This window comes from Kitasatospora sp. NPDC049285 (genome assembly GCF_040678815.1).
GTDB lineage: Bacteria > Actinomycetota > Actinomycetes > Streptomycetales > Streptomycetaceae > Kitasatospora.
Map to the genome: position 1 here is coordinate 111,543 of NZ_JBFAQR010000005.1, position 21,725 is coordinate 133,267.

The 21,725-nt window shown below is 72.7% G+C and carries 15 protein-coding genes; all 15 read right to left on the bottom strand.

The window, feature by feature from the left end:
* Positions 1-68: 68 nt before the first annotated feature.
* Positions 69-227, bottom strand: coding sequence for a hypothetical protein (locus AB0K51_RS05735; RefSeq protein WP_363450881.1), 159 nt, complete (start codon positions 225-227; stop codon positions 69-71).
* Positions 228-509: 282 nt separating this feature from the next.
* A complete protein-coding gene (gene serA / locus AB0K51_RS05740; RefSeq protein ID WP_363451041.1) occupies positions 510-2,096 on the bottom strand; it encodes a phosphoglycerate dehydrogenase in 1,587 nt (528 codons plus the stop codon).
* Positions 2,097-2,318: 222 nt separating this feature from the next.
* On the bottom strand, positions 2,319-3,317 hold the full coding sequence (gene ilvC, locus AB0K51_RS05745) for a ketol-acid reductoisomerase (RefSeq protein WP_363450883.1): 999 nt from the start codon (positions 3,315-3,317) through the stop codon (positions 2,319-2,321).
* 100 nt (positions 3,318-3,417) lie between these two features.
* Positions 3,418-3,942 (bottom strand): acetolactate synthase small subunit, encoded by a 525-nt coding sequence (gene ilvN, locus AB0K51_RS05750; protein ID WP_363451043.1) that lies wholly within the window; start codon positions 3,940-3,942, stop codon positions 3,418-3,420.
* A 23-nt stretch (positions 3,943-3,965) separates the two neighbouring features.
* Positions 3,966-5,816, bottom strand: a complete 1,851-nt coding sequence (locus tag AB0K51_RS05755; RefSeq protein WP_363450885.1) for an acetolactate synthase large subunit — start codon at positions 5,814-5,816, stop codon at positions 3,966-3,968.
* A 263-nt stretch (positions 5,817-6,079) separates the two neighbouring features.
* A complete protein-coding gene (locus AB0K51_RS05760; protein ID WP_363450887.1) occupies positions 6,080-9,055 on the bottom strand; it encodes an EAL domain-containing protein in 2,976 nt (991 codons plus the stop codon).
* A 208-nt stretch (positions 9,056-9,263) separates the two neighbouring features.
* A complete protein-coding gene (locus tag AB0K51_RS05765) occupies positions 9,264-12,287 on the bottom strand; it encodes an AAA family ATPase (RefSeq protein WP_363450889.1) in 3,024 nt (1,007 codons plus the stop codon).
* 77 nt (positions 12,288-12,364) lie between these two features.
* Positions 12,365-12,586: a hypothetical protein gene (locus AB0K51_RS05770; RefSeq protein ID WP_363450891.1), complete on the bottom strand. Its 222-nt coding sequence runs from the start codon at positions 12,584-12,586 to the stop codon at positions 12,365-12,367.
* Between the two features lie 236 nt (positions 12,587-12,822).
* Entirely contained in the window at positions 12,823-14,325 is a 1,503-nt protein-coding gene (gene gatB / locus AB0K51_RS05775) for an Asp-tRNA(Asn)/Glu-tRNA(Gln) amidotransferase subunit GatB (protein WP_363450893.1), read from the bottom strand.
* 30 nt (positions 14,326-14,355) lie between these two features.
* Positions 14,356-14,595 (bottom strand): hypothetical protein, encoded by a 240-nt coding sequence (locus AB0K51_RS05780; protein ID WP_363450895.1) that lies wholly within the window; start codon positions 14,593-14,595, stop codon positions 14,356-14,358.
* A complete protein-coding gene (gene gatA / locus AB0K51_RS05785) occupies positions 14,592-16,094 on the bottom strand; it encodes an Asp-tRNA(Asn)/Glu-tRNA(Gln) amidotransferase subunit GatA (RefSeq protein WP_363451045.1) in 1,503 nt (500 codons plus the stop codon). The genes AB0K51_RS05780 and gatA overlap by 4 nt, the downstream gene beginning before the upstream one ends.
* Positions 16,091-16,387 (bottom strand): Asp-tRNA(Asn)/Glu-tRNA(Gln) amidotransferase subunit GatC, encoded by a 297-nt coding sequence (gatC, locus tag AB0K51_RS05790; protein ID WP_014138188.1) that lies wholly within the window; start codon positions 16,385-16,387, stop codon positions 16,091-16,093. The genes gatA and gatC overlap by 4 nt, the downstream gene beginning before the upstream one ends.
* Before the next feature lie 126 nt (positions 16,388-16,513).
* On the bottom strand, positions 16,514-18,103 hold the full coding sequence (locus tag AB0K51_RS05795) for a bifunctional diguanylate cyclase/phosphodiesterase (protein ID WP_363450897.1): 1,590 nt from the start codon (positions 18,101-18,103) through the stop codon (positions 16,514-16,516).
* 289 nt (positions 18,104-18,392) lie between these two features.
* Positions 18,393-20,669 carry an NAD-dependent DNA ligase LigA gene (ligA, locus tag AB0K51_RS05800; RefSeq protein ID WP_363450899.1) on the bottom strand — a complete coding sequence of 759 codons (2,277 nt, stop codon included), beginning with the start codon at positions 20,667-20,669 and terminating at the stop codon, positions 18,393-18,395.
* The gene (locus tag AB0K51_RS05805) at positions 20,666-21,694 is read right to left on the bottom strand and encodes a methionine synthase (protein WP_363450901.1); all 1,029 of its coding nucleotides are present in this window, start codon (positions 21,692-21,694) and stop codon (positions 20,666-20,668) included. Before AB0K51_RS05805 ends, ligA begins: the two co-directional genes overlap by 4 nt.
* Positions 21,695-21,725 lie beyond the last annotated feature (31 nt).

Genomic DNA, 21,725 nt, shown 5'->3' on the forward strand with positions numbered 1-21,725 from the left:
TCCGGGCGAGCAAGTTCACCCGCAGGGTGACACTGCGTCACTCGCCCGGCGTAGTCGGCGAGTTGGCCTCAGTGGCCGGTCACGCCGCCGTTGTCGCGGCGGTCCAGGGCGCGCTGCAGGGCGGCGGCGGCCCGGGGGTCGGCCTCGGCGCGCCGGCGACGGCGCGGGACGGCGGTGGTGGCGGAGGGGGAAACGGCGGGGGTGTGACGGTCTGCGACGAAGGGCATACCGGCTCCTTGGTGCGGGGGCGCAGCGGCGCGCAACGAGGGTGGGGAGGGGGTACGCCTAGCAGGGGTCGCCTGCCGCACCGCGTACGGGCCGCACGGGCCATGCACCCTGGCTTGCAGGGGTGGCACACCGTATGACCCCTCCACGGTACGACGGGGAGGCCCGACTGTCCGCAGATTTACTTGGATTTCCTAGTATCTGAGACGGGGTTCACCCCGCGGCATGCGAACGGCCCCCTCGCCGCCGGGGCGAGGGGGCCGGTCAGGGCCGTCGAGGGGCCGTCAGCCGAGGTTCACCGCGCGGGCGAACTTGGCGCCGATGGCACCGGCGATCTCGGCCAGCACCTCCTGGGAGACCTCGCTGTCCACGGTGATCGAGGCCAGCGCGCCCTCGCCGTCGCGGGCGACCTGCATGCCCGCGATGTTGATGCCGGCGTCGCCGAGGATCCGGCCGAGGGTGCCGACCACGCCGGGCCGGTCCTCGTACAGGAAGAAGGCCATGTGGTCGGTGAGCGCGACGTCCACGTCGAAGGCGTCCACGCCGACGATCTTCTGGGTCTGCTTGGGGCCGGAGAGGGTGCCGGAGATCGACACCTCCTCGCCGTTGGCCAGGGTGCCGCGGACGGTGATCACGTTGCGGTGCTCGGGCGACTCGCTGGAGGTGGTCAGACGCACCTCGACGCCGCGCTCCTGCGCGAACAGCGGGGCGTTGACGTAGGACACCGTCTCCGCCACCACGTCCTCGAACACGCCCTTCAGCGCGGAGAGTTCGAGCACCTTGACGTCGTGCTGGGTGATCTCGCCGCGGACCTCGACGTCGAGCCGGACCGCCACCTCGCCGGCCAGCGCGGTGAAGATCCGGCCGAGCTTCTCGGCCAGCGGCAGGCCCGGACGGACGTCCTCGGCGATCACGCCGCCCTGGACGTTCACCGCGTCCGGCACCAGCTCGCCGGCCAGCGCGAGGCGCACCGACCGGGCGACCGCGATGCCGGCCTTCTCCTGCGCCTCGTCGGTGGAGGCGCCCAGGTGCGGGGTGGCGACCACGTTGTCGAAGCCGAACAGCGGGGAGTCGGTGCACGGCTCCTTGGCGTACACGTCCAGGCCTGCGCCGGCCACCCGGCCGTCCTTCAGCGCCCGGACCAGGGCCTCCTCGTCGACGATCCCGCCGCGGGCGGCGTTGACGATGCGCACGGTCGGCTTGACCTTGTGCAGCGCCTCCTCGCCGATCAGGCCGATGGTCTCCGGGGTCTTCGGGAGGTGGACGGTGATGAAGTCCGAGACCTCCAGCAGCTCGTCCAGGGAGAGCAGCTTGACGCCCATCTGCGCGGCCCGGGCGGCCTGGATGTAGGGGTCGTACGCGACGATCTTCATGCCGAACGCGGACATCCGCTGGGCCACCAGCACGCCGATCCGGCCGAGGCCGACCACGCCGAGGGTCTTCTCGGACAGCTCGACGCCGGTGTACTTGTTGCGCTTCCACTCGCCCTGCTTGAGCGCGGCGTTGGCGGGCGCGATGTTGCGGGCGACCGAGATCAGCAGGCCGCACGCGAGTTCGGCGGCGGTGACGATGTTGGAGGTCGGCGCGTTCACGACCATCACGCCGGCCTTGGTGGAGGCGGCGACGTCCACGTTGTCCAGGCCGACGCCGGCGCGGGCGACCACCTTGAGCTTCTTCGCGGCGGCCAGCGCCTCGGCGTCCACCTTGGTGGCGGAGCGGATCAGGATGGCGTCGACGTCGGCGATCGCGGTCAGCAGCTCGGTGCGGTCCGCACCGTTGCAGTGCCGGATCTCGAAGTCGGGGCCCAGCGCGTCGACGGTGGCGGGCGACAGCTCTTCGGCGATCAGTACGACAGCGCTTTTGGATGTCACAGTGCTCACGACAGTGTGTCCTAACTGTCCGGTTCACCCCGCCCGACGGAAGGTGGCGTACACGTGGCGGGGGAAGGTGGCATGTCGCGTAGCTAGACGCACGACGCTGTGGGCCTGACGCGTATTCGGGAGTCTATCGGCGGGATCTATACGGGACTGCTCCCGTCCGGCGAAATCACCCGGACGGGAACAGCCTTGTTGTACAAGCGGATCCGCAGAGGATCAGGCGCTCTCGTCGACCCAGCTCATCAGCTTGCGGAGCTTCTTGCCGGTGGTCTCCAGCAGGTGGTCGGCGTCCGCGTTCTTGTACTCGTTGTACTTCGGCAGACCCGCCTTGTACTCCGCGATCCAGGTGTTGGCGAAGGTGCCGTCCTGGATCTCCGCGAGGACCTTCTTCATCTCGGCCTTGGTGTCGGCGGTGATGATGCGGGGGCCGGTCACGTAGTCGCCCCACTCGGCGGTCTCGGAGACCGACCAGCGCATCTTCTCCAGGCCGCCCTCGTACATCAGGTCGACGATGAGCTTCAGCTCGTGCAGGCACTCGAAGTACGCGATCTCCGGCTGGTAGCCCGCCTCGACCAGGGTCTCGAAGCCGGCCTTCACCAGGGCGGCGGTGCCACCGCAGAGGACGGCCTGCTCACCGAACAGGTCGGTCTCGGTCTCCTCGGTGAAGGTGGTCTTGATGACGCCGGCCTTGGTGCCGCCGATGCCCTTGGCGTAGGACAGCGCCAGCTCGAAGCCCTTGCCGGTGGCGTCCTGCTCGACCGCCACGATGCACGGGACGCCGCGGCCCTCCTGGTACTGGCGGCGCACCAGGTGGCCCGGGCCCTTCGGGGCGACCATGCAGACGTCGACGTCGGCCGGCGGCTGGATGAAGCCGAAGCGGATGTTCAGGCCGTGGCCGAAGAAGAGGGCGTCGCCCGCCTTCAGGTTCGGCTCGATGGCCTCCTTGTAGACGTCGGCCTGGATCGGGTCCGGCACCAGGATCATGATGACGTCGGCCTCGGCCGCGGCCTCGGACGGGGTGACCACGCGGAGCCCGGCCTCCTGGGCGGCGGCGCGGGACTTGGAGCCCTCCAGCAGGCCGACCCGGACGTCCACGCCCGAGTCACGCAGCGACAGCGCGTGGGCGTGGCCCTGGCTGCCGTAGCCGATGACCGCGACCTTGCGGCCCTGGATGATGGAGAGGTCGGCGTCGTCTTCGTAGAACAGCTCGGCCACGGGGGCACATCTCCTTGCGTGGTGGTGGTGCCGGGGGTTCCTACCGTAGGGCCACCCGGCGGGGGTTCGGCGGCAGTGCTCAGGTTGTAAGACGCGCGCGTCAGGCGGAACGGTCGAGGGCGCGCAGCGAGCGGTCGGTGATCGAACGGGCGCCGCGACCGATCGCGACCAGGCCGGACTGGACCAACTCCTTGATGCCGTAAGGCTCCAGCATCTTCAGCATGGCCTCCAGCTTGTCCGAGGAGCCGGTCGCCTCGATGGTCACCGCGTCCGGCGAGACGTCCACCGTCTTCGCGCGGAACAGCTGGACGATCTCGACCACCTGGGAGCGGGTCTCGGCGTCGGCGCGGACCTTCACCAGGACCAGCTCGCGCTGGACCGCCTGGGACTGGTCCAGCTCGACGATCTTGATCACGTTGACCAGCTTGTTGAGCTGCTTGGTGACCTGCTCCAGCGGGAGGTCCTCCACGTTGACCACGATGGTCATCCGGGAGATGTCCGGGTGCTCGGTCGGGCCGACCGCGAGCGAGTCGATGTTGAAGCCGCGACGGGAGAACAGCGAGGCGATCCGGGCGAGCACGCCGGGCTTGTTCTCGACCAGGACGGACAGGGTGTGCTTGGACATGGTGGTCATCGCTTTCTAGTCCGTCAGTCCAGGTCGTCGCCGAAGTCGGGGCGCACGCCCCGGGCGAACAGGATCTCGTCGTTGCTGGTGCCGGCCGCGACCATCGGCCAGACCATGGCGTCCTGGTGCACGATGAAGTCGATGACCACCGGGCGGTCGTTGATCTCCATGGCCTGCTTGATCACGTCGTCCAGGTCCTCGGGGCGCTCGCAGCGCAGGCCGACGCAGCCCATCGCCTCGGCGAGCAGCACGAAGTCGGGGATCCGGGTGCCCTGCGCCGGCGGCTCGATGCCGTCGTGGTCGGGACCGGCGTGCAGCACGGTGTTGGAGTACCGCTGGTTGTAGAACAGGGTCTGCCACTGCCGGACCATGCCCAGCGAGCCGTTGTTGATGACCGCGACCTTGATCGGGATGTTGTTGAGCGCGCAGGTGACCAGTTCCTGGTTGGTCATCTGGAAGCAGCCGTCGCCGTCGATCGCCCAGACCGGGACGTCCGGCTTGCCCGCCTTGGCGCCCATCGCGGCCGGGACGGCGTAGCCCATGGTCCCGGCGCCGCCCGAGTTCAGCCAGGTGGCCGGCTTCTCGAACCGGATGAACTGGCTGGCCCACATCTGGTGCTGGCCGACGCCCGCCGCGTAGATCGCGTCCGGGCCGACCAGCTGGCCGATCCGCTCGATCACCTGCTGCGGCGACAACTCGCCGGCGGGGGCGGGCTCGTAGCCCAGCGGGTAGGTCTTCTTCCAGTCGTTGAGCTTGGTCCACCAGTCCGTGTAGTCGCCGCGGTGGCCGGCGTCGTACTCGGCCTGGACGGCGACGATCAGGTCGGCGATCACCTCGCGGGCGTCGCCGACGATCGGGACGTCCGCCGGGCGGTTCTTGCCGATCTCGGCCGGGTCGATGTCGGCGTGCACGACCTTGGCACCCGGGGCGAACGAGTCCAGCTTGCCGGTGACCCGGTCGTCGAAGCGGGCGCCCAGGGTGAACAGCAGGTCGGTCTTCTGCAGCGCGGTGACCGCGGGGACGCTGCCGTGCATGCCGGGCATGCCCAGGTGCTGCGGGTGGCTGTCCGGGAAGACGCCGATCGCCATCAGGGTGGTGACCACCGGCGCGCCGGTCAGCTCGGCGAGGATCCGCAGCTCGGTGCTGGCCTGCGCCTTGAGCACGCCGCCGCCGACGTACAGCACCGGGCGCTTGGCGTTCACCAGCAGCTTGGCGGCCTCGCGGATCTGCTTGGCGTGCGGCTTGGTCACCGGGCGGTAGCCGGGCAGCGAGGCCTCGACCGGCCAGCGGAAGACCGTGGTGGCCTGCAGCGCGTCCTTGGCGATGTCGACCAGGACCGGGCCGGGGCGGCCGGTGGCGGCGATGTGGAACGCCTCGGCGATCACCCGGGGGATCTCGGCCGGGTCGGTGACCAGGTAGTTGTGCTTGGTGATCGGCATGGTGATGCCGCAGATGTCCGCCTCCTGGAAGGCGTCCGTGCCGATCGCCTTGGTGGCGACCTGGCCGGTGATCGCCACCAGCGGCACCGAGTCCATGTAGGCGTCGGCGATCGGCGTGACCAGGTTGGTGGCGCCGGGGCCCGAGGTGGCCATGCAGACGCCGACCCGCCCGGTGGCCTGCGCGTAGCCGGTGGCGGCGTGGCCCGCGCCCTGCTCGTGGCGGACCAGGATGTGCCGGACCTTGGTGGAGTCCATCAGCGGGTCGTAGGCGGGGAGGATCGCGCCACCGGGGATGCCGAAGACCGTGTCGGCCCCTACGGCCTCAAGCGAGCGGATGAGCGACTGCGCGCCGGTCATGGTCTCGATGGTCTGCGGACCCGGAGCGTGCGCGGCCGGGTGGTCCCCGCGGCGGGGGGTTGCGGCGTGCTCAGTCATCTGCCTGTCTCTTCTCGGGTTCTGCCGGCCCGGGCGGCGGAGGGTCCTGGACCGGTCTCCGGCTCTGCCTCAATCGTCCGGATTTCAGGTGGTTGAGGCCAGTGGTCTCGCGGTGATCGAACAGCGTTCGTGCAACAAAAAACCCCTCGAGCCACGAGGCATGCGAGGGGGAGGCGCGTCGGGCTGCTTCAGCCGACGCGCCCGCCAAGTACGAGAATTCGGGTGCGCATGGCACCGACCTTCCTCCCACGCAGTGGGGGGTGTCAAGCTGGTGGGACCGCCGTCTCACCATGCGGGCCCCCGCTCGGACCCCCCACGGTGTGCCGTTGCGGCAGGTCGAGGGGGGTGTGGAGGTGCCCGGCGCGGCCCGGCGCGGGGTCCGTTCGGCCACCCGATCGAGCGTCCGGCGGGATCAGCGAGCGGCGGCCGGACAGGCCCGGACCCGGCCGCGGCACCGGGTAGCCGCGGCGCAGCAGGGCGCGGCGCAGCCGCAGTTCGTCCAGCGGCCGGTCGAAGGCCAGGCCCTGGCCGTGCCGGCAGCCGAGTTCCTGGAGCACCGCGACCTGCCGCGGGTGGTCCACCCCGTCCGCGCCGGTGACCAGTCCGAGGTCGCGGCCCAGGCGCAGCGCGTGCCCGGCCAGCGCCCGGGTCAGCGTGGAGTCGGCGAGGTCCTGCACCAGGCTGCGGTCCAGCTTCAGCGCGTCGAACGGCAGCCGGGCCAGCGCCCCGAGCGAGCCGCCGCCGGCCCCGAACCCGGCCAGCGCGGTGGACACCCCGAGGCGGCGGAACGCGGCCAGCCGGCGGCCGAGTTCGTCGGCCAGCGCGTCCGGCCCGGTCCGCGCCACCTCCAGGACCAGCAGTTCGGGCGGCAGCCCGGTGTCGCGCAGCGCCCCGGCCAGCGTCTCGTACATGCCGGGCGCGCAGAGCCGCTCGGCGGCGAGCCGCACGGTGACCGGGACGGGCGGGGCGGCCGGGCCGTCGGCGCGGCGGCGGGCGGCCGCGGCGACCGCCTCCTGCAGCAGCCAGCGGGCGAAGCGGGTGGCGGCGTCCCCGGTGTCGGCGGTGCGCAGGAACTCGGCGGGGGTGAGCAGCAGTCCCTCGGCGGAGCGCCAGCGGGCCTGCGCCTCGATGCCGGTCAGCCGGCCGCCGGCGAGTTCCACCACGGGCTGGTGCAGCAGCGTGAACGAGCCCTCCCGGACGGCGGCGCGCAGCCGTTCCTCGAGTTCGCTGCGCCGGTCGAGTTCGGCGCGCATCGCCGGGGAGTAGAGCACCACCCGGCCCTTGCCGCGGGACTTGGCCTGGTACATCGCCAGGTCGGCGTTGCGCAGCAGTTCGTCGGCGGCGCTGTCGGAACGGCTGCCACCGCACTCCGGGCCGCCGGCGCGGTCGTCGGCGGGCGCGGGTTCGGGGACCGGCACCGCGACGTCCGGGCCGAAGGCGATGCCGATCGAGGCGGCCACGCCGAGTTCGGTGCCGCCGATCCAGTACGGCTCGGAGAGCGCGCCGCGGATCCGTTCGGCGAGGTCGCGCACCTGCGGGTGGCCGAGCCGGCCGCGCACCAGCACCGCGAACTCGTCGCCGCCGAAGCGGGCGACGGTGTCCTCCGCGCGCACCGCGGACTGCAGCCGTCGGGCGGCCTGCACCAGCAGTTCGTCGCCGACCTGGTGGCCCGCGGTGTCGTTGACCGCCTTGAAGCCGTCCAGGTCGAGGAAGAGCACCGCGACGGCGGTGCCGACCGGGCCCTGGGCGGAGAGCGCGGCCCGCACCCGGTGCGCGAACAGTGCCCGGTTGGGCAGGTCGGTGAGCGGGTCGTGGAACGCGTTGTGCTGCAACTGGGCCTGCAGGCGCACCCGTTCGGTGATGTCGCGGCTGTTCAGGATCAGCCCGTCGCGGTACGGGTTGACGGTCGACTCGACGTGCAGCCAGCCGCCGTCGCCGGAACGGATCCGGCACTCCACCCGGGCCGAGGGCTCGCTGCTGGTGAACCGGCCGGGGGACTTGGCGCGGGCCAGGATCCGGCGCACCTCGGACAGCACCCGGTCGACGTCCTCGGGGTGCACCAGGTTGAGCAGGTTGCCGTCGACCAGCTCCCGCGGGTCGCGCCCGTAGACCCGCAGCGCGGCCGGACTGACGTAGGACAGTGCCCCGGACGGTCCGGCGATCATGATGACGTCGCTGGAACCCTGCACCAGGGAGCGGAAGTGCGCCTCCTTGGTGGAGAGTTCCTGCGCCAGCGAGAGGTTGTCCAGCAGCATCACGCCCTGCCGGATGATCAGCGCCAGGCCGACGGTGCTGGCCGCGGCGAGCATCACCCGGTCGATCGAGCGGCCGCCCAGCGCGTTGTAAGTGATGGCCGCGGTGCAGACCGCGGCGGCGGCGTACGGGGTGAGGGCGCTGAAGGTGGAGGCGACCCGGCGGCGCGGCAGGCCCTGGGTGGAGGGGTGTTCGCGGCTCGGGCGGCGGCTGTGCGACCAGGGCGCCCAGGCGAGCAGCAGCGAGCCGGCGAACCAGCCGGCGTCGAGGAGTTCGCCGGAGTGGTAGTCGCTGTGGAACTGCGGGGTGGTGAACAGCGCGTCGCAGACCACGGTGAGGGCGAGGCCGATCATCGCGGTGTGCACGGCGGCGCGGTTGCCGTCCCGGCTGCGGAAGCGCAGGCCGACCACCAGGCTGACCAGCAGGATGTCGAGCACCGGGTAGCCGAGGCCGAGGGCCAGCTTCAGCGGGTCGTCGCCGTCGCCGGCCGCGACCCGGCCGAGCGCCAGGCTCCAGCTGAGCGTGAACAGCGAGCCGGCCACCAGCCAGCCGTCCAGCAGCAGGCAGAGCCAGCCGGCGGGGGTGCGCGGGCGCTGGGCGAGCACCAGCAGTCCGGTGATGGCCAGCGGGGCGAACAGCAGGAAGGCGTAGTCGGCGTAGGAGTCGGGCGGCAGCGGGGCCCGCAGCACCACCTCGTACCAGCCCCAGGCGCCGTTCCCGAAGGCCACCATGGCGGAGGAGAGGCCGAACAGCAGCCACGCCGGCCGGGTGTACCCGCCGACCGCGAGGCCGTGCGTCAGACACGAAAGGGCGGCCGCGAGGGCCGCCCCGGCGAGACCGAAGTCCCCCATCACCAGCGCGAGTTCACTGGATCCCCAGCCGAGTGCGGCGCCCACCGCGTAGGCCGCGCAGACCACCGTCAGCAGCCCTCCGACCAGCTGGCGCGGGGAGGAACGTCGAGGCAGCACCGACTCGGTGGAGTTCAATCGACATCTCCCCCTCCGGCCGACGGCCGTACCGGTGTTCCGCTTCGGACCCTACACCACTGCGGTCACGCAACGGCACGCATACTCAACTTAGAGTAATGACCCGCAGGTGGCGCGCAGCCGGATGCGGCCGGGATCGCCCGATCGGCTCAGCGATCCCACCCGATGGGCCGTCAGCTGCCTTCCGCTGCAAAGGGCTGAAGCCGGGTCAGCCGAGCGCCGGTTCGGCCTCCGGGAGGAGTCTGAGGCGGTGGGCGAGGGCGGCGGCCTCACCGCGGGAGGAGACCGCGAGCTTGGCCAGGATGTTGGAGACGTGCACGCTGGCGGTCTTCGGGGAGATGAACAGCTGCTCGGCGATCTGCCGGTTGGTGCGGCCGAGTGCCAGCAGCCCCAGGACGTCGCGCTCGCGCGGGGTGAGGCCGAAGCCCGCCTCGTCGGCGGTGGTCCGGCGCGGGGCGTCCAGGGCCAGGCCGAGCCGTCCGGCCAGCAGTTCGGCCTGCCGGGCCAGCGGCTGGTCGGCCCGCTCGCGGGCCAGCACGGCGGACTCGCGAAGCAGTTCGGCGGCGGCCTCGCGGTCGGTGGCGGCCTGCTCCTCGGCGGCGCGCAGCAGGGCCAGGTCGAGCGGGTGGGGCAGCGCGGTGGCGCGCAGTTCGGTGATCGCCCGCTCCCAGTGCGCGGCGCCGGGGCGGCCCTCGGCGCGGGCGAGTTCGCCGTCGAGCAGCGCGGCCCAGCCGCGGTCGAGCGGCTCGTACGCGGTGAGGTCGGCGGCGCGGGCGGCGATCCGGGCGAGGACGGCGGCGCGGCCGTCGGCGGCGGCGGGGAGGTGGCGCAGGTCGGCCTCGGCGCCGGCGGCGTGCGCGAGCAGCGGCAGCAGCAGGGCCTGCTTGCCGGCCGGGGTGACGCCGTCGAGGACGGCGGCGAGGCGCTCGCGGGCCAGGTCGATCCGGCCCTGGGCGGCGGCGATCTGCAGGCCGAGCTGGGCGGTGGGCAGCGCGTGCTGCGGCTGGTCGCCGTCGGCGCTGCTGCACCGGGCGGCCGACCAGTAGCGTTCGGCCTCGGCCGACTCGCCGCGCAGCAGGGCGAGTTGGCCGCGCAGCCGGTCGAGGTAGTCGCGGTGCACGTCACCGGCGTGCTGTTCCCAGTCGCCGAGGACGCCGGCCGCCTCGGCGGTGCGGCCGGTGGCGAGCAGCGCCTCGGCGAGGTTGCCGGTGAGGATCGGGCCGCTGTTGAGCAGCAGGCCGTTGCCGCGGGCGGTGTCCAGGCCGTTGCGGGCGGCGGTGACGGCCTCCTCGGCGCGGCCGAGCGAGAGCAGCAGGCTGGCCAGGTTGTTGAGGCCGCGCAGGTAGACGTCGCCGAGCTGGCCGGAGCGGTCGAGGGCCTCGGTGAGCATGGCGACGGCGCGCTCGCCCTGGCCGAAGTCGCCGAGCAGTCCGGCCAGCGTGGTGCGGGCGTGCACCTCGACGGAGGTCGCGCCGACCTCGCGGGCGATCTCCACCGCGCGTTCGGCGGTGGCGATGAGTTCGGGCACGGGGGTGCGCAGCATGCCGTGCGCGGCGTCCAGGGCGAGTGCCTCGGCCTGGATCGCGGACGGGCCGAGGTCGGCCAGCAGGCGGTGCGCGTACTGGATCTCGTCGATGCCGCCGGGGCGCTGGAGGTGGCCGAGCATCCGGGCGCGCTGCAGCCGGAACCAGGCGGCGCGGGCCGGGTTGGACCGCTCGTCGACCAGGGCGAGGGCGCGGCGGGCGAGGCTCTGGCCGCGGTCGCGGTCGCTGGCCCGGCGGGCGGCGACCACGGCTTCGGCGAGCACGTCGACGATCTGCAGGCGGTCGCAGCCGTCGTGCTCGCCGGGGTCGCAGGCGCACGGCGGGTAGGTGTCGGCCCAGTCGTAGGGGCGCAGGGTGGTGGCGAGCACCTCGGCGGAGACCGAGTCCCAGAGTTCCAGCGCGCGTTCGAGCATCTTCAGCTGTTCGGCGAAGGCGTTGCGGCGGCGGGCGGCGCGGGCGGCGTCCAGGGCGGTGGGCAGCGCCCGGGCCGGGTGGTGGGCGTGGTACCAGTAGTTGGCGAGCCGGGCGGCCCGCACCTCGGCGTCGACCAGCTCGGGGTCGGCCTCCAGGGCGGTGGCGAAGCGGCGGTTGATGCCGTGCCGCTCGCCGGGCAGCAGGTCGTCGGAGACCGCCTCGCGGACCAGGGCGTGCCGGAACCGGTAGCCCTCGCCGTCGGTGTCGGGGCGCAGGATGTTGGCGCCGACGGCGGTGCGCAGCGCGGCGATCAGCGCATCCTCGCCGGGTACCGCCTGGCCGTCCACGGCGACCGCGGCGAGCAGCGCGTGCTCGATCCGGGAGCCGCCCTCGGCGGCGATCCGGACGATCCGCTGGGCGTCGTCGGGCAGCGCCTCGACCCGGACCAGCAGGATGTCGCGCAGTGGTTCGGTGAGGCCGGTCAGGCAGCCGTTCTGGTGGGCGGTGGCGAGTTCCTCGACGAAGAACGGGTTGCCCTCGGAGCGGCGGTGGATCCGCTCGACCAGCTCCCGGTCGAGGGTGTCGGTGCCCAGGATGCCGGCCAGTTGGGCGGCCACCTCGGGCCGGTCGAGGCGCTCCAGTTCGAGCCGCTGGACGCTGCGCAGCCGCTCCAGTTCGGCGAGGAAGGGCCGCAGCGGGTGACGGCGGTGCAGGTCGTCGGTGCGGTAGGTGGCGACGATCAGCACCCGGGAGCGGTGCAGGGTGCGGATCAGGTAGGCGAGCAGTTCGCGGGTGGAGCGGTCGGACCAGTGCAGGTCCTCGATGGCCAGCACCAGGGTCCGCTCGGTGCTGAGCCGCTCGAACAGCCGGGCGGTGTGCTCGAACAGCCGGGCCCGCCCGTACTCGTCGTTGGGTGCGCCGTCGGCCTCGCCGAAGTCGGGCAGCAGCCGGGCGAGGTGACCCTCCATCCCGGCCGCCGCCCGCTCCAGCTCCGGCCCGAGCTGCCGGTGCAGCCGGCGCAGCGCCCCGGCCAGCGGCCCGTACGGCAGTCCCTCGGCGCCGACCTCCAGGCAGGCGCCGAGGGTGGTGGCGACCCGGGGGCCGCACGCGCGGTCGAGGAACTCCTCGACCAGTCTGGTCTTGCCGACCCCCGCCTCGCCGCCGACCAGCAGCGCCTGCGGCTCCCCCGCCTCGGCCCGCCGCAGTGCGGCGGTCAGGAGGCCGGTCTCGCGGCCCCGTCCGACGAAGACCGGGCTGACCGATATCTGCTCCATGCCCGCGAGCATGCCATAGCCGTCGGCCGGGTCCGACCGGTTATCCCGGCTGGTCGACGGGGCGGCTTGACGGGGCATCAGGCGCAGCCGGCGGCGGCTTCCGAACGCCCGTGGGCGGAGCGGGAGCCGTCCTTCGCGGTGGCGGCGGTGCGGGCGGTGCGCAGGGTGCGGGCCAGGCGCTGCAGCGGCCCGCCGGTGGTGGCGCGGCGGACCGCCGCGGCCTCCCGGGCCAGCCGCTCGGCGGCGGCGCGGGCGTGGAGGTCCCGTTCGTGGGCCCGGAACAGCTCGTACTCGATCATCGTGGTTCCCCTCGTCGTGTGCTGGTACCAATCTCCGCTGCCAGTGGGGGTCGCCACATCGGGAGCTTGCCTGATCCTGCGGACCGTCAGCACCCTGGGCCGCGCGGGCCCGTGGGGGAAAACACCGGTGCCCGCCCCCTGACGGGGACGGGCACCTGGCGGATGCGACTAAGGCGGGGCCTTAGCCGCCCGCAGACCTACTTAGGCGAGCCGCTCCAGGCTGCGCCTGATGGTCCTTACCCGGCAAGCCGCTCCAGGATCAGGTCCTTGACCCGGGCCGCGTCGGCCTGGCCGCGGGTGGTCTTCATGACCGCGCCGACCAGCGCGCCGACCGCCTGCACCTTGCCGTCGCGGATCTTCGCGGCGACGTCCGGGTTGTCGGCGATCGCCTGGTCGACGGCCGCGCCGAGCGCCGAGTCGTCGGAGACCACGGCCAGGCCGCGCTTCTCGACGACCTGGTCCGGCTCGCCCTCGCCCGCGAGGACGCCCTCGATGACCTGGCGGGCCAGCTTGTCGTTCAGCTTGCCCTCGGCGACCAGCGCGCACACCCGGGCCACCTGGGCCGGGGTGATCGGCTGCTCGGACAGCTCGGTGCCGGTCTCGTTGGCGCGCCGCGCCAGCTCGCCCATCCACCACTTGCGGGCCTGGTCGGCGGGGGCGCCGGCCGCGATGGTCTCCGAGATCGGCTCCACCGCACCGGCGTTGAGCACCGACTGCATGTCCTTGTCGGACAGGCCCCACTCGGCCTGCAGCCGGGCCCGGCGGACCCGGGGCAGCTCCGGCAGACCGGCCCGCAGCTCCTCGACCCAGTCCCGGGACGGGGCGACGGGCACCAGGTCGGGCTCCGGGAAGTACCGGTAGTCCTCGGCGTTGTCCTTGATCCGGCCGGCCGTGGTGGAGCCGTCCTCCTCGTGGAAGTGCCGGGTCTCCTGGACGATCGTCCCGCCGTCGGTGAGCACCGTGGCGTGCCGCTGGATCTCGAACCGGGCGGCCCGCTCCACGCTGCGCAGCGAGTTGACGTTCTTGGTCTCGCTGCGGGTGCCGAACGTCGAGGTGCCGTTGGGGCGCAGCGACAGGTTGACGTCGCAGCGCATCTGGCCCTTGTCCATCCGGGCCTCGGAGACGCCCAGCGCCTTGATCAGCTCGCGCAGTTCGGCGACGTACGCCTTCGCCACCTCGGGGGCGCGGCTGCCCGCGCCCTCGATCGGCTTGGTGACGATCTCGATCAGCGGGATGCCGGCCCGGTTGTAGTCCAGCAGCGAGTACTCGGCGCCGTGGATGCGACCGGTCGCGCCGCCGACGTGGGTGGACTTGCCGGTGTCCTCCTCCATGTGGGCGCGCTCGATCTCCACCCGGAAGACCTCGCCGTCCTCCAGCTGCACGTCGAGGTAGCCGTTGAAGGCGATCGGCTCGTCGTACTGGCTGGTCTGGAAGTTCTTCGGCATGTCCGGGTAGAAGTAGTTCTTCCGGGCGAACCGGCACCACTCGGCGATCTCGCAGTTCAGCGCGAGACCGATCCGGATCGCCGACTCCACGCCGACCGCGTTGACCACCGGCAGCGAGCCGGGCAGGCCGAGGCAGGTCGGGCAGGTCTGCGAGTTCGGCTCCGCGCCCAGCTCGGTCGAGCAGCCGCAGAACATCTTGGTCTTGGTACCCAGCTCGACGTGGACCTCAAGGCCCATCACCGGGTCGTACGAGGCCAGTGCCTCCTCGTAGGAGACCAGGCTCATGACGCTCACAGCGTCCCCTTCTTCAGTCTTGGAGGTCCGTCAGCCGAGCAGCACGTCGTCGTCGCCGAGCCGCTTGAGCTCACGGACGAGGAGCGCGGTGCCGGTGATCAGGGCGGCGGCGCCGACCAGGGCGTTGACCAGCTTGAGGGTGTCGTCGTCGTCTCGGGCGCTGCGCACGTCCCTGACGATCGAGATCACGCCGAAGGCGCTGGTCCCGATGGACAGCCACAGGCCCGGCTTCGAGTGCTTCCAGCCCTTGGCCTTCTCGATCTTGCTCACAGTGCCGGTGCCTCCTCCAGCAGGGGGTGTCCCCACTTGTCGTTGAGCGCGGCCTCCACGGCGCCGCCCACGCGGTACAGGCGGTCGTCCGCCATCGCGGGGGCGATGATCTGCAGGCCGACCGGGAGATTGTCCTCCGGGGCGAGCCCGCAGGGCAGCGACATGGCCGCGTTGCCCGCCAGGTTCGAGGGAATGGTGCACAGGTCGGCCAGGTACATCGCCATCGGGTCGTCGGCGCGCTCGCCGATCGGGAAGGCGGTGGTCGGCGTGGTCGGGGAGACCAGCACGTCCACGCCGGCGAAGGCGGCGTCGAAGTCCCGGGAGATCAGCGTGCGGACCTTCTGCGCCGAGCCGTAGTAGGCGTCGTAGTAGCCGGACGACAGCGCGTAGGTGCCGAGGATGATGCGGCGCTTGACCTCGGGGCCGAAGCCGGCCTCGCGGGTGAGCGCGGTGACCTGCTCGGCGGAGCGGGTGCCGTCGTCGCCGACCCGCAGGCCGTAGCGCATGGCGTCGAACCGGGCCAGGTTGGAGGAGGCCTCGGACGGCGCGATCAGGTAGTACGCGGGCAGCGCCAGGGTGAACGACGGGCAGGACACCTCGACCACCTCGGCGCCCAGCTCGCGCAGCAGCTCGACGGCCTCGTTGAACCGCTGCATCACGCCGGCCTGGTAGCCCTCGCCGGCGAACTCCTTGACCACGCCGACCCGCATGCCGCGGATGTCGCGCATCTTCGCCGCCGCGACGACCGCCGGGACCGGCGCGTCGATGGAGGTGGAGTCCAGCGGGTCGTACCCGGCGATCGCCTCGTGCAGCAGCGCCGTGTCGAGCACGGTGCGGGCGCACGGGCCGCCCTGGTCGAGGGAGGAGGAGAACGCCACCAGGCCGTAGCGGGAGACCGAGCCGTAGGTCGGCTTGACGCCGACCGTGCCGGTGACCGCGCCGGGCTGGCGGATCGAGCCGCCGGTGTCGGTGCCGATCGCCAGCGGTGCCTCGAACGCGGCCAGCGCCGCCGAGGAGCCGCCGCCGGAGCCGCCCGGGATCCGGGTCAGGTCCCACGGGTTGCCGGTCGGGCCGTACGCCGAGTTCTCGGTGGAGGAGCCCATCGCGAACTCGTCCATGTTGGTCTTGCCGAGGATCACCACGTCCGCGTCCTTCAGACGCCGCGTCAGGGTGGCGTCGTACGGCGGGATCCAGCCCTCGAGGATCTTCGACCCGCAGGTGGTCGGCATCCCCTTGGTGGTGAACACGTCCTTCAGCGCCAGCGGCACGCCCGCGAGCGGGCCGAGCTCGGCGCCGGCGGCGCGCTTGTCGTCCACCGCGCGGGCGGCGGCCAGCGCGCCCTCGGCGTCGACGTGCAGGAAGGCGTTGACCTTCTTGTCGACCGCGTGGATGCGGTCCAGGTGGGCCTGGGCGACCTCGACCGCCGAGACCTCGCCGGTGGCGATCGCGGCAGCCGTCTCGGCCGCCGTGTACTTGATCAGCTCGGTCATCTCGGTCAGTCCTCCCCGAGGATCTGCGGCACGCGGAAACGCTGGTCCTCGCTGGCGGGCGCGCCGGAGAGCGCCTGCTCCGGGGTCAGCGACGGTCGCACCTCGTCCGCCCGCATCACGTTGGTCAGCGGGAGCGGGTGGGAGGTCGGCGGGACGTCCTGTCCCGCGACCTCGGAAACGCGGGCGACCGCGCCGATGATCACGTCGAGCTGCTCGGCGAAGTGGTCCAACTCCTCCGCCTGCAACTCCAGACGCGACAGCCGGGCGAGGTGGGCGACCTCCTCGCGCGTGATGCCAGGCATGCAGCGATCCTCAAGGGTGAGTTCTGGGAGACCGGGCGGCCCTGGGCGCACCCGTCCTTTCGGTCTGGGGACCCATCCTATGGGGCGGAAGGGGTTGCTCACTGCGGGCAACCTCCCCAGTGCGGCTCAGCGCGGCAGCGTCTCCACCGGCGGGGCGTCCGTGCGGTGCACCAGCAGCCACGCGGTGGCCTGGTCGGCGGGGAGGGCGGCGGAGACCAGCCAGCCCTGGACGGCGTCGACCCCGAGGTCGTGCAGTCGCTCCCAGGTCTCGTCGTCCTCGACGCCCTCGGCGACGACGGTGAGGCCCAGGGAGTGGGCGAGTTCGACCGAGCAGCGGACCACCGCGGCGTCGTGGTCGTCGGCGACCATCCGCGAGACGAAGGACCGGTCGATCTTCAACTCGCCGACCGGCAGGCTGCGCAGGCGCACCAGCGAGGAGTGCCCGGTGCCGAAGTCGTCCAGCGACATCCGCACGCCGTAGCGGCGCAGCTCGGCGAGGGTGTCGGCGGCGCGTCGGGAGTCGTCCAGCAGCAGCCGCTCGGTGATCTCCAACTGGAGCGCGTCGGCGGGCACCTGGTGGCGGGTGAGGTGTCCGGCGACCCGGGCGGCGAAGCCCGGGTTGAGGACGTCGCGCGGCGAGACGTTGACGGCGACCGGCACCATCAGTCCCTGGTGGCGCCAGCGGGCGAGCTGGCCGACGGCGCTCTCCAGCACGTAGTCGGTGAGCCGCGGCATCAGGCCGGAGGACTCGGCGAGGCTGATGAACTCGTCGGGCGGGACCCGGCCCTGGCCGGCCCGGTCCCAGCGGACCAGTGCCTCCAGGCCGACCACCCGGCCGTCGAAGGCGACCTTGGGCTGGTAGTGCAGGTGGACCTCGTTCATCTCCAGCGCCCGCCGCAGGTCGCCGAGCAGGCCGATCCGGTACGGGGTGTCGATGTCGCGGGCCTCGTCGTAGCTCTCGACGCCGCTGCGGCTGCGCTGGGCGTGGCCCATCGCGACGTCGGCGCGGCGCAGCAGTGACTCCGCGTCCTGGGCGTGCGTCGGGTAGACGCAGACGCCGGCGCTGGCCTCCAGGACGAGCAGCAGACCGTCGAGGCGGATCGGCGCGGCGAGTTCGGCGATCAGCGCCTTGGCCACCCCTTCAAGCACCTCGGGGCTGCCGACGCCGGGCAGCAGCACGGCGAACTCGTCGCCGCCCATCCGGGCCACCACCGGGCGTTCGCCGCGGCGTACCGGCGGGGGCAGCACGTTGCCGTCCTCGCCGTCCTTGGGGTGGCTGGTGCCGGAGCGCAGCGCGCGGTGCAGGCGGCGGGCGATGTGCACCAGCAGCCGGTCGCCGGCGGTGTGGCCGAGCGCGTCGTTGAGCGAGCGGAACCGGTCCAGGTCGAGCAGGACCAGCCCGACGCTGTACCCGGGCTCGCTCTCGTGCCGGGCCAGCGCCTCCTGCGCGGCGATCAGCAGCGCCTGCCGGTTGGGCAGGTCGGTGAGCGGATCGGTGAGCTGGTCGCGGGCCCGGTCGCGGGCGATCCGCCAGGCGGCGACCAGCACCGCCAGCGGGACCGCGAACAGCGGCAGCAGTTCGGGTTCGTAGCGGTACACCAGGACGGCCAACGGGATGAGCGGCGCGGCGCCGGCCAGCAGCACGCCGAGCAGCAGGACCGCCCCTGCCACCCCCTGCGGCGGGCGTGTGGGCGCGCCGCCGGTCGAACGATCCATAAGCCCAGTCCTCCGTCGGGCCCGCCCCCGCCGGGCCGCCTCACGGTGTGGCACCGCTCCGGTGCCGGTGGACGTCAGACGGGGCGTGTCCCCGCGGCCCAGGCCAAAACCGGGGCCACACACTCCTGCTGACAGTTCGTAGCGCCCAGGGTATGCCGGTGTCCGCCGGGAGGGCGCACTTTCGGTCACTCCTGAGCGCAACGTCATATCCGCGCGCTGCTCAGTGACACAATGCCCGATTTCGCTCTCGAACACCCGGGTGACGCGGCATCAGGACGATAACGACCCGTCAGGACTCGCCTGCGGGCTCCAGCCCGAGGTACTCCCGGGCCGCGTCGGCGCCCTGGTCGAGCAGCACCGCGAAGCCCGCGTCGTCCAGCACCGGCACGCCGAGCTGCACCGCCTTGTCGTGCTTGGAGCCGGGGTTCTCGCCGACCACCACGAAGTGGGTCTTCTTCGACACCGAGCCGGTGACCTTGGCTCCGCGCGAGGTCAGCGCCTCCTTGGCGCCGTCCCGGGTGTGCCCGGCGAGGGTGCCGGTGACCACCACGGTCAGGCCCTCCAGCGGGCGCTCGCCCGCCTCCTCGCCGGCCTCCTCGGTGAAGACCACGCCCGCGGCGCGCCACTTCTCCAGCACCTCGCGGTGCCACTCCTCCGCGTACCACTCCTTGATGGAGCGGGCGATGGTCGGGCCGACGCCCTCGACGGCGGCCAGCTCGGCCTCGTCGGCGGCGAACACCTTGTCCAGGTCGCGGAACTCGCGGGCCAGCTCCTGCGCGGCGACCGGGCCGACGTGCCGGATCGACAGGCCGTTCAGGAAGCGCCACAGCGGCCGGTCCCGGGCGGCGGCCAGGTTCTCCAGCAGGACGCCGGTGTTCTTCTTCGGCGCACCGCTGGTGGTGGCGAAGAAGAACACCTCCTTCTCCTCGCCGGTCTGGTCGTCCAGCCTGGGCATGCCGGTCTTCGGGTCGCGCACCAGCACCTTGATCGGCAGCAGCTGGTCCAGGGTCAGGCCGAAGATGTCCCCCTCGTTCTTGACGGGCGGGTCGGCGGGCTCCAGCGGCTGGGTGAGCGCGGTGGCGGCGACGTACCCGAGGCCCTCGACGTCCAGGCAGCTGCGGCCGCCGAGGAAGGCGATCCGCTCGCGGATCTGCGCCGGGCAGTGCTGCGCGTTGGGGCAGCGCAGGTCGATGTCGCCCTCGGACATCGGGCGCAGCTCGGTACCGCACTCCGGGCAGTGCGTGGGCATCACGAACTCGCGCTCGGTGCCGTCCCGCAGGTCGTAGACCGGGCCGAGGATCTCCGGGATCACGTCGCCGGCCTTGCGCAGCACGATGGTGTCGCCGAGCAGCACGTCCTTGGCCTTGACGATCTGCTGGTTGTGCAGGGTGGCGTACTGCACCATCGTCTTGGCCACCTTGACCGGCTCCGCCAGCACCGCGTACGGGGTGGCCCGGCCGGTGCGGCCGATGCCGATCTTGATCTCGGCGAGCCTGCCGGTGACCTCCTCCGGCGGGTACTTCCAGGCGATCGCCCAGCGCGGCGACTTGGAGGTCGCGCCGAGCCGGCCCTGCAGGGCGATCTCGTCGACCTTCACCACCACGCCGTCGATCTCGTGCTCGACCGAGTGCCGCTGCTCGCCGAAGTACCGGACGAACTCCCGCACCCCGTCGAGGTCGTCGACCACCCGGTTGTGCTTGGCGGTGGGGAGGCCCCAGCCCTCCAACAGCTGGTACGCGTGTGACTGGTTGTCGATGTCGAAGCCGACCCGGGCGCCGATGCCGTGCACCACCATCCGCAGCTCGCGGGAGGCGGTGACCAGCGGGTCCTTCTGCCGGAGCGATCCGGCGGCGGCGTTCCGCGGGTTCATGAACAGCCGGATCATCGCCCGGGGGCGCTTGCCCTCCTTGGCGCGCTCCTCGTTCTCCAGCCGGCGGCGCTCGTTCTCCGCGGCGAAGGAGTCGTTCAGCGCGTCGAACTCCGCGCTGGGGAAGAACACCTCGCCGCGGACCTCGACCAGCTCCGGGAGGTTCTCGCCCGTCAGCCGGTGCGGGACGCCCTTGATGGTGCGGACGTTGGCGGTGATGTCCTCGCCGACCCGGCCGTCGCCGCGGGTGGCGGCCTGCACCAGCACGCCGTTCTCGTACGTCAGGTTGACCGCCAGGCCGTCGACCTTCAGCTCGCACAGGAAGTGGTAGTCGATCCCGGCGAGTTCGGCGGCGACCCGCTCGGCCCAGGCGGCCAGCTCCTCGTCGTCCATCGCGTTGTCCAGGCTGAGCAGCCGCTCCCGGTGCTCCACCGGCGCGAACTGCCCGGTCGGCGCGCCGCCGACCCGCTGGGTCGGCGAGTCCGGCGTCACCAGCGCCGGGTGCTCGGCCTCCAGCGCCTCCAACTCCCGCATCAGCCGGTCGAACTCGGCGTCGCTGACGGTCGGCGCGTCCTGCTCGTAGTACCGGGCCCGGTGCTCCTCGATCTCGGTCGCCAGCTCGGCGTGCCGGGTCCGCACCTCCGCCGGGACGTCCTCCCAGCCCTCCACCACCGCCACCGGGGCCTCCTCGTTCGTCACTCCGGGTCGTCCGCGAGGATCCGCGCCGCCTTCACGGTGTGTGACAACGCCCGGCGGGCGTACGCCGGGGACGCCCCCGCCAGCCCACACGTCGGTGTCACCACCACCCGGCGACCCAGTAGCTCCGGATCCAGCCCGAGCCTGCGCCACAACGTCCTGACACCCTGGACACTACCGGCCGGGTCTGACACGCCGTTTGATTGAGGAGCGGCCGCGTCGGTGGACGGCACCACACCGGCGAGGATCAGCGTGCCGCCCTCGATCGCCTCGCCGAGGTCGTCGTCGTCACGTTCGGTCAGCAGCGAGAAGTCCAGGCTGACCCCCGCCACCCCGGCGCGGCGCAGCAGCGGGATCGGCACCCGGGGCGCGCAACTGTGCACCAGCACCGGCACGTCGAGCCCGCCGATCACCTCGCGCAGGGTCTGCTCGGCCACCTGCCGGTCGATCGCCCGCAGCCGCTGGAAGCCGCTGGCGGTCTTCACCGAGCCGGCCAGCGCGGCGGGCAGCAGCGGCTCGTCCAGCTGCAGCACGGGGGTGGCGCCGGGGACCCGGCGGCGGACGTCGGCGAGGTGGCGGCGCAGGCCCTCGGTGAGCGACTCCGCCAGGTCCCGGCAGGCGCCGGGGTCGCTGAGCGCCTTCTCGCCGTGCTTCAGTTCGATCGACCCGGCCAGCGTCCACGGGCCGACCGCCTGCAGCTTGAGCAGCCCGGTGTACCCCTGGGTGAACTCCTCCAGCGCGTCCAGGTCCTCGCCCAGCCAGGAGACGGCGCGCTTGGTGTCCCGGCCGGGCCGGTCGGTGAACCGCCAGCCGCTCGGCTCGGTCTGCACGAACAGCTCGGTCAGCAGCCCCGCCCCGCGACCGATCATGTCCGCACCCGGCCCGCGCGCGGGCAGCTCCGGCAGGTGGGGCAGCTGGTCCAGCTCCCCCGTCACCGCCCGGACCGCCTCCCGCACGTCCGCACCCGGCATCGACCCGATCCCGGTCGCCGCACCGGAGAGTTCCGCGAAAACGCTCGTGTCAGTCACGTGGGAGAGCGTACGGGCCCGGGCGGTGGCG

What these genes read in the sequence shown, in the direction of transcription:
- AB0K51_RS05735 (WP_363450881.1), bottom strand. Translation starts at nt 227, where the DNA reads ATGCCCTTCGTCGCAGACCGTCACACCCCCGCCGTTTCCCCCTCCGCC.
- ilvN (WP_363451043.1), bottom strand. Translation starts at nt 3,942, where the DNA reads ATGTCCAAGCACACCCTGTCCGTCCTGGTCGAGAACAAGCCCGGCGTG.
- AB0K51_RS05755 (WP_363450885.1), bottom strand. Translation starts at nt 5,816, where the DNA reads ATGACTGAGCACGCCGCAACCCCCCGCCGCGGGGACCACCCGGCCGCG.
- AB0K51_RS05765 (WP_363450889.1), bottom strand. Translation starts at nt 12,287, where the DNA reads ATGGAGCAGATATCGGTCAGCCCGGTCTTCGTCGGACGGGGCCGCGAG.
- AB0K51_RS05770 (WP_363450891.1), bottom strand. Translation starts at nt 12,586, where the DNA reads ATGATCGAGTACGAGCTGTTCCGGGCCCACGAACGGGACCTCCACGCC.
- gatC (WP_014138188.1), bottom strand. Translation starts at nt 16,387, where the DNA reads ATGCCTGGCATCACGCGCGAGGAGGTCGCCCACCTCGCCCGGCTGTCG.
- AB0K51_RS05795 (WP_363450897.1), bottom strand. Translation starts at nt 18,103, where the DNA reads ATGGATCGTTCGACCGGCGGCGCGCCCACACGCCCGCCGCAGGGGGTG.